Below are 14,874 nucleotides of genomic sequence, written 5' to 3'. Positions count from 1 at the left end.
GGCGGAGAAAGCTGAAATACACTCTTTTACAAACCTGGCAGGAAGTATGGTTCATTCCACCCGCCAGCATAACGATGATCGATCGAGAGTGAACTCCTTTCTGGCGCGCGATGATCGAGGCAACGAATTCCTTGTGAGCAAGCGTACTATATGTAGCGTTACAAAAACGTTACAGTCCGTGTTGCATGATGCTGACCGCGCAAGAGAAATCGTTGTCTGTTGAAAGCCGGCCTGCTTTTGCTACTACGGCTCGCGTTACCTGTCATCCCGAAACTGACTGTGAGGAGTTCAATGCGATTCGCGCTCGTTATCGTCACGATCGCCGTTCTCGGCCCCGTCGGCTGTGTCTCGACAATGCCGTCCCCGACAACACCAGCGCGCGCTCAACGCCAGCTTCCAATCCAGGCGCGCTGGCAGATCCAGTACAGCGGCGATCTTTTGCTCGACCTGGATGTTGATGTCTTCAATCTGGACCTGTTTGAGACATCAGCCGAAACAATTGCCGCGCTTCACCGCCGCGAGATCTTCGTCATGTGCTATTTCAGCGCCGGTTCGCGCGAGGACTGGCGCCCTGATGCGATGCTGTTTCCACCGGAGGTTTTGGGAAAAGAGCTGGCGGAATGGCCAGGTGAACGATGGCTGGACATCCGACACATCGAGGCATTAAAGCCGATTATGCAAGCGCGACTCGATCTGGCCGTGAGTAAGGGTTGTGATGGCGTTGATCCCGATAATGTAGATGGATACAAAAATGACACAGGATTTTTGTTAACTGCCGAAGATCAACTGTCTTACAACATCTTTCTGGCAGAAGCCGCCCATGAGCGCGGATTGCTGATCGGCTTGAAGAATGATCTCGAACAGATCACCGATCTGCTACCTTATTTTGACTGGATTATCAATGAAGAGTGCTTTTCTTATGCGGAGTGCGAGTTACTATTACCCTTTGTAAAGGCGGGCAAACCTGTGTTCGTTATTGAATATGAACTTGATCCATCGGCATTCTGTGCGCAAGCGTTGCAGATGAACCTGAATGCGCTGCGCAAACATCGCGAGCTTGATGCCTATCGAACTGATTGCCATGCATGGTTGCCAGAATCGCGATGATTATAGTTTGATCATTTTCCTTGACAAAGCCTTCTCGTCATTGCTATACTTTGTCTGCATTCTCCGCGTCGAGCAATATGGTTGCCATAATACTTTCCCACGTTACTCCCGTCACTCTGCTAAAGAGTGGTTCACCACACACCGCAGATCGTCTCTTCGAGAAAGTGTTGTGGAACAAACAACGAAACCGGCCTGAGAATGGCAGTACATTCGACCCGGTGATCGGCAAGCAGGGACGATATTCGCAATTTTCAGCAAGGGAGTGATCACGTGGCAAGTCTCATGCAACTTTTTGCCGGCGCTAACTTCCGTTTAACGATCCAGCGCTATTGTGACGAACATGGATGGCGGATCCACGACCTGAATGATCGCAGGGCTGTGCTCAGGTTTACCATGCAGTCTGGCAGGAGCCAAACGCTGTACATTATAAAGTACGAAACGACGCTTGAGTTCTCTGTGCCAAGCATGTTCGGTTTTGATACTATCGATGCAATACCTCACTATATTTCGACCCTGTTATTGAAGCGAAGTTCACAGAAGAAGTTAGGTTTTTGGTGTATTGAGGAAATAGGTGGTAAACAGGTTTACTCGTGTATGCATAATGCCGAGATGCAGCTCATCGATAGCAATTACTTTGCTGCCCTGGTGCAAGCACTGGTAACCGAATGCGATGAATTCGAAGGCGTGATATTAAAGATGTTAAATGGATAGCGTGGTAACTGCCGCTACCAGCCCAACTTTACAGGCATGTTGTTGAGCGCAGTTGCGTCGGTTGCAACAGCTCGCGGTCGTGTCGATGCAGTGACGGCTATGCGTGACACGCCAGGCGCTAAATGCGACGCGCCACGCGCCGATAGACGCTTATCACCTGTTCGACCAGCCGCTGCGGCGCAAATCGTTCAGCAATGGCTCGCCAACCACCGGCAATGATCCGGCTGCGCAGGGCCTGATCGTCAAGCAGGCGCAATATGGCCTGGGCCAGCGCCGCTGCGTCGTTGTACGGCACCAGTAAGCCATCTTCGCCATCACAGATCAGCTCATTGATCACCGGAATATTGGTGCTGACGACCGGCACTCCTACCGCCATCCCTTCCAATACCGGCAGACCGAAGCCCTCATACCGCGAAGGAAAGGGTAATACTGCGCTCGCTCGCAGCAACGCCAGTTTTTGCTCTTCACTCAATGTGCCGAGGAAATGGAGATTGGCAGTCACGCCTAGCTCGCCGGCCAGTCGTTGCAGTTCGGCCCGCTGCGCCGGGTTATGGGTAACAAAGACAAAACTGGCTTGTGGATAGCGAGCAATGATCGCCGGCATCGCCGATACCAGCAGATCATAACCTTTCCGTGGCGTCAACTGGCCGATATAGGGAATGATCGGCGGCGTGAACGACCACTCAAGCGGTGGCGCCGGCCCTTCCATGAACGCCATGTCGAGCCAGAGAGGCACTACTGTCATCGGTTGACGAAATCCGAGCGACCGTAAGACTTCCGCTTCGTGTTGCGAACAGGGAATGAACTCGGTCACTTCGCGCAACGGATGATGAATGGCATAGTTGCGCCAGTGATCGCGCCAGCGTCCATCGCGTAGACCGCGCCCGATCAGTTGCGGCAACGAGTAGATCAACTTTTCCGGACGCGCGCGCGACTCGTAAGGTCGTTCACGATCATCGACCAGCCAGCGGTCGTGATAGGGGCCGAGCCACGTCCACACCACCGGCACCCCGCGCCGACGCAACCAGCGTACCGCTTGCAGGGCCAGCACATTGCGCGGATGGATAACATGAGCCACGTCGGGTAGCGGCCATGATGACAGCGTTGCAATCGTCTCGCGCCCCGGCCAGAGCTGAGGTCGTACTCGCCGGACGTGAATGCCGTCGATCACTTCGCTCCGCTCGGTCAGGCCGAGATGCGGTTGATCGGGTTGCCAGTAGGTCAGCGCCATGACATCGTGGCCGGCAGCTACCAGCGCCTGCCCCAGCGCGCGTTCAGGCCAGTTGCGAAAGTGTCGGCTTACACCACCGAGACCGATGATAAGGATGCGCATAATGGTAGAGCAACATTGACGCTACCGATTGCCAGTTCACGAGCCACGTTCATTTGCTGCAAACGCTGAAACCGGTTCAAGCACCGACCGGTACACCGCTTCGATCCGATCAACCACCGCCGGCCAGGCAAACTGGGCCGCCCATACCGGCGCTGCCGCGGCCATTGCCGCGCGCCGATTCGGATCGGCCAGCAAGGTGTTGATTGCCGCAGCCAGAGCCACCGGATCGCGCGGCGGCACGAGCAGACCGGTCTGGCCATCGGCGACAACCTCAGGAAAACCGCCAAATCGCGTAGCCACGACCGGCAACCCACACGCCTGCGCCTCTACCGGGCCAATTCCGAAAGTCTCACTGGCATAGCTGGTCGCCACCAGCAGATCGACACTGGCATAGAGGCCCGGTAATTGCCAGCGCGGTACGCTGCCCAGAAAACGCACTCGCGCGCTGAGGCCGAGTTCTGCGGCGATGGCAGCCAGGCGTGAACGATCTTCACCATCGCCGGCGATCAGCAGAATGGCTCGCGGAATGTGGGGCAAAGCGCGAATGGCAGTTTCAACCCCTTTCCAGGGTTGCAACCGCCCCACAAAGAGCAAGAGTGGCGCATCTGCCGGTAGACCTAATCGTTCGCGAAACGTAGAGTCTGGTGGTTGCGGCTGGAACATGCCAGTATCGATTCCGTTAAAGACGACCGTTGGCGTAAACCCGTAGCGCCTGGCGACGGTCTGCGCATTAAAACGCGAGCACGAGACTGCCGCATCAACCCTCCCGGCCAGCCAGCGATCGCCACGATAGAAGTCTTCACCATGACAACCGAGAATGACCTTTGCGCCGCTAAGTCGGCGAGCCAGCAACGCCGGCGCCAGATCGTAGGGTTTTTGCAGATGAATGATCTGGTAGTGGCCGCGAATCAGGGTGGGCAGCGCTGGAATTGCCATGGTGAGCCGTTCGAGCAATTTGGCTTCCGCATAGGCGCGTCGCAAGAATGGAAACGATTGCCAAAACCGACGCGATACGAACGGGAAGGTGAAGACCCGCACACCCGGCGCCGGTTCACGCCGTTGACCCACACCGCCGAAAATATCGACCGCATGCCCGCGCTGCGCCAGTTCACGCGCAAGATCCCAGACAAAACTCTCAACACCGCCGATTTTGGTCGTGGTTGTCAGGTTGTAGAGCGCAATTCGCATCATTTACCAGATGGTATAGAGCGTCATCTTCATCAGGGTAAAGAGCGCCAGCATCAGGCCAGCATAGATTGCCAGTCGCCAACGCTGTGTGTCCGCTGTTGCGCTGAGCGCGTGATAGGCTACCAGCACCGCTGCCAGCGGGTACGTAAACATCCAGATCCGTTCGACTTCACGGTTGAAGAGGCCGCTGAGCCACATACCGAGCACCAACCCGCCGAGCGAACCCAGCAGCGCCGCCCACCACGGCTGCCAGCGTTCGCGTTGCGCGCGCAGGTAGAGCGCACTCAGCGCCATGAGCGCCCACGGGGTAAGAAAGACCAGATACGAAACCAGGTTGGCCGCGGCAAAGCGCAGATAATAGTCGTAACTTGGCGGCAGGAATGGCGTTGCCGGCGGCCCGTATTCGCGGAAACGATCCATCATCTCGCCCATCTCGCCGTTGATGAAGGTTGCCGTCCGCGAGGCGCTGATAACATTAAAGACGGTCGCAAGGTAGATGAAGAGGTAGATGACGACAATCACCCCTGCGGCTAACGCTCCCTGCCGAATAATAGCGATCAGCGCGGCTCGCCAACCAATCTGCGGCCTGTGACGCGCTAGCGCAAAGATGGCTGCGGTGACACCGAAGAAGAAGAGTTGTGTCGCGGCATAGGTCATGAAGAGCGCTGCGGCGATCAAGCAGCCGGCCAGGATTGCCATCGACCGGCGCTGCGGCGACTCAAGCGCCAGAAAAAAGGCAGCCGCGCCGGCAGCCAGCAAAAGGCTAAACACGCCATCGAGCGAAGTGACGCTGTACATCATTTGCCCAGGGAAGAGAACCGCCAGTATGCCACCGGCTAACCCCAGTCTGGCATCACCCAAACGCCATCCTAACCAGACTGCCACCAGCGGGATCAGCGCGCTGAAACCGATGGTGATCCAACTGGTCGCGACCGGCCCAGGCCCCAAAAATTGCTCGATCAGCCAGAGAAACAGGATCGCTCCCGGCGGATGAGTGCTGCCATGCACCGAGAGGGTGGGCGCAATTGTCTCGAAACTGGCAATGAATCCTATCGGATCGCCGGCCACCTGCGGTGTATCGCGCAGGTATTCATACGGACTGTCGCGAAACAGCGCAATGGGCGCGTCAGGGCCATGCACTGCAATGTCGAATGCTACCGGTAGTGTCAGCGCTCCAACCAATACGTACATGGATACCGGCACCAGCGCCAGCCGACGCTGTAACAACTGCCAGCCTGCTCCAAACCACACAAGCGCCAACCCGATCGGTACCACCACCCACCAGGTTGGCGATGGATCGACTCGTGATTTGAGCGGCCAGACGCCACTGTGTCCACTGATTTGCTGCAAAAGCCAGAAGGCGATCAGAATGGCTGCACTCCAGAAGATGATCCCGCCGGCAAACCGCCAGCGTTCATCGCGCCAGGGGAACCAGCGCGTCCCCAGCAGACCGGCTACGCTCAACCAGAGACCAACCACCGTAGGTAGCGACCAGCGCAGTGTGCCGGCGCCAAACGGGATCAGACCACCAATCAGGCTATAGCTGATCAGGCCACAACCGACCGTGACGATACCGGTCGCAACGAATGAAGGCACTCCGCTCAGATGCAAAAGCGCCAGCCAGCCCAGAGCTAAAGCCAGGCCGACACCAATGCTGCCAAATGAAGGAACAATCGTTCCAGCAGCCGGAAGTGGCGTTAAACTTACGCCGTATACCGGCACCCCCAACCAGCGTGGATTATTGGGATCGCGCACTGCATTGCTCTGAATATTCAGACAAACCTGCGCGCCGATCTGCTGATCGACACCAGTCAAGAGCGTGTAACGGCGTAGCTCAGGCGCCAGCGCAACTGTCACTGGCGCGGCGCGACCGGCGCCAAGGGTCACCGTTTCAATGCCTGGTGAACGGGCATATGCGCCGGCTATCCGCGCAGTCACCAGACTGCGTGGGGCCAAACCCAATTCCTCGAAACAGACCTGACTTTCGCCGTCCGTCCAGCGGAAATCGCCTGAATCGCTGGACTCAACCTGATTGAGTCCGGCAAGCAACCAGCGACTCGCGCTGGCGGGCGCAATCGTGAGTGATTGGCCGGTATTTGCGATCAGCCAGTTGACTCCGATCACAATCAAGGCAATCGCGAGATATGCCGCCAGCGCGCGAGCAAGGCTCAGACTGCGCAGTTCAAGACTCGCAAACCGGATTGATGGAGACAACTGTGCGTGACGATCCATAGATCTTGTCTTCCTACACCAGACGGCGAATGAGACCTGGAAAGGGGAGGCGCCACTTCAACACCTGCTCTCGATCAGCCGGATCAAGACCGCCGAACAGACGCAAGGCGAGCAAGAAGGTGAACGCTCCTGCGCCGGCCAGGCCGAGCAGTTGCGTCGCCAGGCCAAGCCGGGTTAGAAGGGTCACATCGCCCATCGGTAGGTCGATTAAACCGCGAAGACCAGCGACAACGACGGTCATCATCAGCGTCGCTGCCGCTACCCGCAGGGTAAACCGCCATGGCCAGCGCAACCCGAGCAGGCGCATACCGGCCAGCGTTGACCACAAACCAGCCGCAACCCGCGCCAGACCGAAGGTGAGCGCCATACCTACCAGCCCTAACCAGGCCGGGAGCCAGAGGGCAAGCACAATGACCGTAATCAGCGCAACCAGCCGCGAGGCAATCACAACTCCCAGCCGCTCGTTGACCATCAGCGCATTATGCGCCGTGGTTAGCATGCTCTCACCGAACAGACAGGGTGTCAACACCCACACCACCGGCGCGGCAGCCAGATACTGCGGACTGATCACCAGCAAACCGGCTTCCGCCAGCAAGATCAGGCCAGCTCCACCTGGAACCATCAGCAGCAACTGTAACCGGATCAGCGACTGATAAGCGCCATTAGTCGTTCCACCCTCACCCTGGCGGACACGGGTAAACAACGGCACCTGCACGCCAACCATCGGTGTATACAGATAGCTTAACGCCATGCGCGCGAGCAAAGCGCCGGCAGCCAACAACGACACATCACGAATATCGCGGTTGAAGAAATTGATAAACTCGAAGCTGGCAATAAAATCGGTCGCCGTCATCAGGTACGAGACGGCGGCGTAGCGAGCGAAGCCGGGAGGAAATGCGCGGCGCAAATCACGCAGTCCTTCGCGGAGATCGGCCAGAATCCCCGATCCGGCTTCGATATTGAGACCGGCCTGCAATCGCCAGACCTGCCAGCCGGCCAATGCCACTGCTATCGTCGGCGCGGCCACCATCGCTACCAGCACTCCCAAGATGTCCCAGCGATCGGGCAAGGCCAGAATCGCGATCACAACCAGCACTTGCGGCAGCAAGCCAGCGGTCAAGGCGATGCCATTCCAGGCCTTTTGGCGAAAGAAACTGCTCAGCACCGCCATGAGCAGGTCATAGAGCGCGCCTAATCCAAGCAGAATGACGATGGCAGCAATAATCAGCCAGTGAAACTCGGCTACAAACCGACTCAGCTCGGCGCGGGCCGCCGCCTCCACGGTGACATCGCCACCGAGCAAACCTTGCAGGTAACCTTCGATCTGGCGGTGACTTAAGGCCAGACCGATTGCAATCACCAGCAAAATGGTCAGTTGCAATCCGGCAACCAGCAAGAAGAGACGACGCGCTGCGCGCGCGCCGCCGGCCCGCTCAGTCTCTGGAATGTATTTGGGCAACGCCCGCGCAATGCCCAGATCGAGCGCCGTGCCGAACAGATTACTGGCGCCGCGCACCAGCGCAATTAACCCAAAACCGGCTTGCGAGAGCTGGTTTAACTTGACCAGTGTCGCCACCACTTCGGCAAGTAACCGCAATGGCGCAAACAATGTGTTCCATAACACCGCTCGCGACACCTGCGTCGCCAACGACGGACGTGGCGCCGTCATGCGCCCTCCTTGCGCAGATCAAGTTCAAACATACCGGTGTAGTAGCTGCGCTGGATACGATAGGCCGCCAGTTCAAGCCCAACCCGGCGCAGCAGCACCCGGATCGCCTGGCGCAACGGACGACGGCTGACCAGTTTGCCGGCCAGCAGCGCCTGTTCGCGCAGATCGGTGACTGTAAAGCCGAGTTGGCGGCAAAGCTGCACCAGTTCCCGGAAGTGGAAATAGTGCATCGAGCTGAGCCGCTGCATATCACGGAAGGCCGCCCCTTGTTTGGTGCGACCGCGCATGGCAATGAGCGTTTCCGCCAGCGGACGAGGCAACCAGTTGATTCCGCGCATATGGTAATGGGGATCGATCCATGCGCGTCGATTGATCGCCGTGATCAGCGCGTGACCACCCGGTCGCAGCACACGAGCGATTTCGCCCAACACTGCAACTGGATCCTGCACGTGTTCGAGCACATCCCACGCTACCACCAGATCGAAAGCGGCGTCAGGCAGTGGTAGCTTCTCGCCAGCGGCATTGATGATCGGCAGATGGAGACGGTAACGAGCAGCGCGCAACCGAATGATCTGGCAATATGCCGGATTATACTCACAGGCCGTCACCTGTGCCCCCGCCAGCGCTGCGGCGACGGCAAATCCACCCATACCGGCGCCGAGATCAAGCAACCGAGCGCCCTTCAGATCACCGATCACGGCCCGCGCCTGCGCCAGACGTTCGGTCTGATAATGCTCTTGACGGAGACGACGCTCACGCCAGGCGGCAAAATCGCGTCGCCAGGTCATATGTTGCAGCCACGGATCAATTGCCGCAGCCAGTTTCTCATCGATAACTTCAGTCATAGCTATGTTTTAGTCAATTCCGCCAGCCTGACCATCATCGGGATCAATTCCCTTGAATCGGCGAAATGCTAATCCGCATCACCCACAACCAGAGCGCGCTCCCCAGTGACAGCGCCAGCGTTGCCAGCACTAGAAGCTGCCCCCATCGGCGCGCCCACAATCGATCGGCCATGATTGCCCATGCCAGACAGATCACCGGAATGAGATAGAAGAGCTGCTTATCAACCATCGAAATCCGGTAGCCGGCTAACAAAAAGAGCAGCGCCACCGTTCCCCACGCCGAGACGACCAGCCAGAGTAGCGGTCGCGTCCGCATGGCCCAGTAGCCCGGAATGAAGAAGATCAGCGGAATGGCCAGACCGTAGTAGAGATAGCGGTTAGGCCAGAGGTGATAACCCAGGTGCGGCACAAACGACCACAGGTATTCGTGAAATGGCGGACGCGACACGCCAACCGTTTCCGGCCCACGGGTAAAGACTGTCGCCATATAGGGCAGAGTGCGCTCCAGGATCGGCTGAAAGTACTGACCGTAGTAGATCGCAATCGCCAACCCGATAGCCATGCCAGCCGCGATCCAGAGGGGTTGCAAACCGGGCAGCAGTGTCCGCCACTCCACTCCTCGACGCGCATTCAACCAGACCAGCGCAGTGAACACGATCAGAAACACACCGGTAAAGACGCCGGTTACCGTATAAACCAGGAAGGCCAGCACTAGCAGCGGCACAAACCAGAGTTGCACCCGCCACTCTCCCAATCGATCCCACGCGAGCAGGATAGTTGTCTGTACCAGCAGATTGAGCCAGAGACCGGCAGATGTCGGCACATTTCCCCAGATATGGAGCAGGAAGGTGACCGGCAGTACCGCGTAGGTGACAGCGGCCAAAAATGCCACCCGCTGACTTAGCCCGGCCTTGAGCGCGATGGCAGCGATCAAAATGACCCGTGACATATCCATCAGCAAGCTGACAAAGTTTGCCGTCGTCTCCATCGGCCACGGAAAGATAGCGTAACTCGTCGCCAGAATGTGGAACCAGGGCGAATAGGGAATTACCGGCGGATTCACGCCCCATTCAGCCACCGGCATGGTCGTTTCGTTAAGCGGACTATTCACGCTGTAGTACAACGGCAACGCGCCATCGTAGATGATCCGCCGCGCTTTGTCCATGTGCCAGAACACATCAATCCCAACAAAATAGGGAAAGATCATTCCGATAGCTTTGAGCCAAAATCCGACCAGGAAGACGATCAACAACCCGGCAGTAAATTCGGGCGAGACGACAGCGCCGGTTTGGCGCAACAGCCAGCGGGTTAGCGGGCGCAATATCAGCGTCAACGCCAGACTGAGGATAGTCAGCGCAGCCAGACGGTCAATCATTTGACCGCTCGGAAAGCGGAAAGTTATCAGCGCCCAACCGCCGGCAATCACGGCAACGATCAGCCCAACAGCCGCCCAACTGGTTGGTTTCAACAACCAGCGCCGTTGATCGAGATCGGTTGTCAACAACGCCAGACAGGCAAACAAGCCAAGCACGGTCAGTAGCGATAGACCAAGCGCAACCGGCGGCGGCGCGATCACTGACAGGAAGGGGCTATCTGCCGGAGCCACGGCAATGTCGGCGATGAGTACACCGAGCGGGCGCGGATCACGAAACGGATCGGCCTGCAACGTCAGATTGAGATCACCACCGCTCATCACTGCCGCCGGCACCAGAATGTGCAAACGACGGGATTGCGGCTGTTCGGGAAGCCGGGCCAGGAAAACACCGTTGGCGCTGAGCCGAGCATTAACCGGCGAACCGTCAGGATGGGCAATCACGGCATCAAGTCGCACAATCCAGTTTCCTTGTCCCAGCCGGGGAAAACGGATCTCACTCTCTTCGGCGCTCCAGCGATAGGTGCGAGCCGGCGCTATCTCAACCGCCATCGGCACACCCGGCGGTGGCGCCGGATCGCCGACCAGCGGCGATACCAGCTCGAAGGTCAGCGCAGGTGCGGCAGCAATGTGAGCCGGAATCTTGACCAGCATCTCGGTATCGCTGCGTCGCGGCATTTCAACCCGGACACCATTGACCGCTCCCGCCGAGTTGCGGCGCAAAATGGTTGGATCGGCGTCAGGTCGGGCAATAATCCGCCCCAGCCAGACCCCCTCGCGCCCGCCGGGAATGGTGACACTGGCTGCGCCGGCAGGCCATTCAAACCGCTCAAATGGCCCCGCAGCGTCAATCTCGCGCGCGTTGAAGTTGACCAGAAACGGGCCATCGCGGTTGTCTCCAATGTCAACCAGCACCAATGGGCGGATCGCATAACTGGCGATGAGCGTGATCACGGTCGCAATGACCAGCCACAGCGCCGGGATCGCCACGGATGGTAATCGTTGTTCCTGCGCGCTTGCGGCAGCCCGCAAATTGATTCGTTTGAGCAAAGAAGAAGTCATTACACGCATAAGGTTTATGTGCGCAGCAAAGAGTAGCTACGCGGCAGTTGAGCTATCGCCGCATTGTACCATGCAAACTCCATGCTATAATCACGCGCGGCATCGTTCGCCGGGCACAAGCATGATACAGATTGTCGTTGGCATTCTTCTGTTACCAGTATTGATCTATGCGCCGGGATGGGCGTTGATCCGGGCTATCCCGCAATTTGGCGCGCGCGATAGCCTCGAACTGCATTTCGAGCGCTGCCTGATCAGCGCACTCTGGAGCGGCTGGCTGGCACTGGTGTTGAGCAGCCTCGGTATCTTTTCGCTCTGGCTGCATCTGAGTATAACCCTGGCTGGCATTGGCGGATTGCTCTGGCTGGCTTCCCGCCAACCGGCGCCACTCCCACCGGCCCCCCTCAACCGCCGGGTAGCGTTGCTCTGGGCAGCAACCTTACTGACTCTTACCCTGCTGGTCGCCCGCCCCTTTGAGGTCGTTCTGGGTGTGCGCGATGCCGGAGTCTATGCGGTCACCGGTTTTGCTATCGCTCGCACCGGTAGTATTGTCCAGACTGATACGATTGTCGCCGAACTGGGACAGGCCCTGCAAAGCGACGATCCGGCAATCCGCGAGCCGGCAGCTCAGGCGGTAAGTAATTTTATGATCGGGCAGGCCCGCGATCGCTATATCGCAACGCGATTGCGCGCCGCCGGTTTTCTGATCAACGAGGGTGAGCTGGCTCAGGGTCGGATTGTTCCCCAGGGTTTCCATCTCTTTCCGGCCTGGATCGGGTTGCTCACCGCCGCCGGCGGCCCATTGTTTGGCCTGTTTGCCACCGGCTTGCTAGGAATTTTGGGGGCATGGAGCGCAGGCATGCTCGGACGACGCCTGGCCGGGCCGTGGGTGGGTTGGCTTGGAATGCTGTTGCTCGGCCTGAATGCAGTGCAGGTCTGGTTTTCGCGCTATTCCACCGCTGAAACCACTGCTCAATTCCTGACGTGGGGCGGCCTGTACTTGTTTGCGCGTTTCAACGACCGCACCCTACCCGCGCCAGGCCGGATCGCCTCGGCGGCGCTGGCCGGGATCGCCTTCGGCCAGGTGGCGCTTGCGCGTATCGACTTCTTTCTGCTCGCGCCGGCGATGCTATATCTCGGGTATTGTTGGCTTACCCGCCGCTGGCAACGCGAACAGACTGCTCTGGCATTGGGCATGCTGGCAATGCTGATCCACGCTGCGCTCCATATCATCTTTATTGCCCGCGCCTACTTCTTCGATACCGGTTTTGCTCGTTTTCAAGATTTCGCCATCACCTCATGGCTTGCGTTGCCCTTCCTTACCCCAGCAGTGCGCGAGTCGTACTTCACATCCAGATTCAGTTCACTTGACGATCCATGGCGAATCTGGGTTGAACTGGCATTGATCGCTCTCGCGCTGACAACGCTCGTGTTTCTGCGTCGAAACAACCTGATCTTAGCCCTCGAACACCGGCTGGTTGCCCGGCGACAGCGCTGGCAAAATGCGATTGCGATCGGTCTGTTACTGCTGATCGGCTGGGCCTACTTCGCGCGTCCGCAGATCATCGACGCCGATCTGCTCTTTAATACCCGCGGCGGATGGAATGATCCCCTTACCCGCGATCCGGAACTGGTGGCTGGCGATGTGCGTCGCGGTGTGATGACACCTGAGGAAGCGCGTTTGCAGGCAGGGGTAGTGTTAACCGGTCGGCCCTGGGAGGCCACACCCGATCTGGCAGCGACAACCGCGCTGCGAGCTGAGCTGGCCGCCACTCGCGGGCCATGGCAGGGGCCGTTCTCCAATCAAACCCTCAACTGGCTGCGCGTGCAAGGCTACATTGGGGCGCCGATCCGGCTGCCACTCGTGCTCTATTACCAGGAATACCGGACAATGAACTGGTGGCAACGCCTGCTGGCCGATCCCAGCACCTTTACCAGTGATCCGGCGCCGGTGCAACCCAAAGAGCTGATTCCACTGGCCGGCCTGGTGCGCGTAGGCTGGTATCTCTCGCCGTTAGGCGTCATTCTGGCAGCTATCGGCTTTGCGCTCTGGTGGCGCAACGGTCTGTCAACGGCAAGCTGGCTCTTCCTGACGGTCGGCTTTCTCGGCAGCTTTTTCTACCTGCGCCAGACGTATGGCACATCCGAGCAGACCTACATCTACATCTTGCGTCGATTCGTGCCTATCGCCTATCCGGTCTTTGCCCTCAGCGCCGCGTATGCGCTGGCGGCGCTCGCCGGCGCCTGGCAGATCAGGCCACATGCTGCCCGCTGGCGACAAGCCCTGGCTGCTACGCTGGCTGGCCTTTTAATCCTCTTTTTGGGCTGGACGGGACGCTACTATTTTGTCCACACCGAATACGCTGGCGCGTTGGATCAGGTCGAGACGATTGCTGACTACTTCATACCCGAACGTGACATCGTACTGTTGCGCGGTGGCGCGCCGATCTACAGTGACTCGCGCGATATTCCCGACTTGCTGGCAACACCGCTGCGTTTTGCCCACGACATCAACGCCTTCACCGTCAAGAGTGTTGCTACTGCGCCGTATGCCGCGCTCCTGGCCGAACAGGTCAGGCGCTGGCAAGCCGAAGGACGTAACGTCTACCTCATGCTGAGCGCCAGCGGCGGCAATCTGGCTTTACCCGGTTTTCAGTTGACGTTTATCGGCGAGGCAGCGCTCGATCTGGCTGAATTCGAGCAATTGACCGACCAAAAACCGCAAACCGTTTCCCGCCTGACTCTGCCTTTTGCCATCTACCGGCTCGATCCGGCGGCGGTGCCCGTCGTTACTACGGATCCACTTCCGATTGAGCCAGATTCATTTGCGGCCCAGCTCACCGGTTTCTATCGGCCCGAACAGAGTCGTGATGGCTGGCAATATAGCTGGAGCAACGGTGAAGCTGTCTTGCGGTTACCCTGGCCGACCGGCGCCAACCGCCAAACCATTGCAATCGAAACAGCCGGTGGGCTGCGCCCAACCCACCTGGGATCGGCGAGGCTCTGCATCAGCGCGCAGGTGGAAGATCAGCTTTGGCCAACCACCACAGCGCCGATTGTCGAGTTAGGCTGCTATGAACTCCTGCAGCAGCCGACAGTGTTGCGCGTAACTCTCGACCCGGCGCAACTCCCCCCTGCTGATACCGGCACGATCCTCCTTCGTCTCACCGGACCGGCATGGATCCCGGCTGCCGAAGACTCCCGGCTTACCGATCGGCGCGTGTTGCATCTTCAGTTCCTGCGCGTATGGGCAGAATAACCAACACCGGGACGACGCGCCGCGTCGTCCCCTTTACGAATAGATACCCAATCCTGCGCTTGTACCGGCTTAGATCAGCTTTACCAGCGTTTTCACGTT

At 58.5% G+C, this 14,874-nt stretch carries 9 protein-coding genes; 3 read left to right on the top strand and 6 right to left on the bottom strand.

The features are described from left to right. Window positions 1-219 precede the first annotated feature (219 nt). A complete protein-coding gene (locus Q0650_RS06455; protein ID WP_298817087.1) occupies window positions 220-1,107 on the top strand; it encodes an endo alpha-1,4 polygalactosaminidase in 888 nt (295 codons plus the stop codon). Between the two features lie 270 nt (window positions 1,108-1,377). Then, window positions 1,378-1,818 carry a hypothetical protein gene (locus Q0650_RS06450; RefSeq protein WP_298817086.1) on the top strand — a complete coding sequence of 147 codons (441 nt, stop codon included), beginning with the start codon at window positions 1,378-1,380 and terminating at the stop codon, window positions 1,816-1,818. A 118-nt stretch (window positions 1,819-1,936) separates the two neighbouring features. Here Q0650_RS06450 and Q0650_RS06445 read toward each other — a convergent pair whose 3' ends face one another. From Q0650_RS06445 to Q0650_RS06420, 6 genes are read right to left on the bottom strand one after another with little or no spacing between them, the layout of a single operon-like run. Next, a complete protein-coding gene (locus Q0650_RS06445; protein WP_298817084.1) occupies window positions 1,937-3,151 on the bottom strand; it encodes a glycosyltransferase family 4 protein in 1,215 nt (404 codons plus the stop codon). 36 nt (window positions 3,152-3,187) lie between these two features. Next, window positions 3,188-4,342: a glycosyltransferase family 4 protein gene (locus Q0650_RS06440; protein ID WP_298817082.1), complete on the bottom strand. Its 1,155-nt coding sequence runs from the start codon at window positions 4,340-4,342 to the stop codon at window positions 3,188-3,190. Continuing rightward, the gene (locus Q0650_RS06435) at window positions 4,343-6,571 is read right to left on the bottom strand and encodes a hypothetical protein (protein ID WP_298817080.1); all 2,229 of its coding nucleotides are present in this window, start codon (window positions 6,569-6,571) and stop codon (window positions 4,343-4,345) included. Window positions 6,572-6,584: 13 nt separating this feature from the next. Continuing rightward, window positions 6,585-8,240, bottom strand: coding sequence for a hypothetical protein (locus Q0650_RS06430; RefSeq protein ID WP_298817079.1), 1,656 nt, complete (start codon window positions 8,238-8,240; stop codon window positions 6,585-6,587). Continuing rightward, window positions 8,237-9,085 carry a class I SAM-dependent methyltransferase gene (locus Q0650_RS06425; protein WP_298817078.1) on the bottom strand — a complete coding sequence of 283 codons (849 nt, stop codon included), beginning with the start codon at window positions 9,083-9,085 and terminating at the stop codon, window positions 8,237-8,239. The genes Q0650_RS06430 and Q0650_RS06425 overlap by 4 nt, the downstream gene beginning before the upstream one ends. Before the next feature lie 43 nt (window positions 9,086-9,128). Further along, window positions 9,129-11,507: a hypothetical protein gene (locus Q0650_RS06420; RefSeq protein WP_298817076.1), complete on the bottom strand. Its 2,379-nt coding sequence runs from the start codon at window positions 11,505-11,507 to the stop codon at window positions 9,129-9,131. A 133-nt stretch (window positions 11,508-11,640) separates the two neighbouring features. Between Q0650_RS06420 and Q0650_RS06415 the strand changes: the two genes are divergently transcribed. After that, window positions 11,641-14,775, top strand: a complete 3,135-nt coding sequence (locus Q0650_RS06415) for a hypothetical protein (protein WP_298817074.1) — start codon at window positions 11,641-11,643, stop codon at window positions 14,773-14,775. Window positions 14,776-14,874 lie beyond the last annotated feature (99 nt).

It is taken from the genome of uncultured Chloroflexus sp., assembly GCF_937129525.1.
Classification (GTDB): domain Bacteria; phylum Chloroflexota; class Chloroflexia; order Chloroflexales; family Chloroflexaceae; genus Chloroflexus.
This window is presented reverse-complemented; position numbering and strand designations above follow the sequence as displayed.

What these genes read in the sequence shown, in the direction of transcription:
- Q0650_RS06445 (WP_298817084.1), bottom strand. Translation starts at nt 3,151, where the DNA reads ATGCGCATCCTTATCATCGGTCTCGGTGGTGTAAGCCGACACTTTCGC.
- Q0650_RS06440 (WP_298817082.1), bottom strand. Translation starts at nt 4,342, where the DNA reads ATGATGCGAATTGCGCTCTACAACCTGACAACCACGACCAAAATCGGC.
- Q0650_RS06435 (WP_298817080.1), bottom strand. Translation starts at nt 6,571, where the DNA reads ATGGATCGTCACGCACAGTTGTCTCCATCAATCCGGTTTGCGAGTCTT.
- Q0650_RS06430 (WP_298817079.1), bottom strand. Translation starts at nt 8,240, where the DNA reads ATGACGGCGCCACGTCCGTCGTTGGCGACGCAGGTGTCGCGAGCGGTG.
- Q0650_RS06425 (WP_298817078.1), bottom strand. Translation starts at nt 9,085, where the DNA reads ATGACTGAAGTTATCGATGAGAAACTGGCTGCGGCAATTGATCCGTGG.
- Q0650_RS06415 (WP_298817074.1), top strand. Translation starts at nt 11,641, where the DNA reads ATGATACAGATTGTCGTTGGCATTCTTCTGTTACCAGTATTGATCTAT.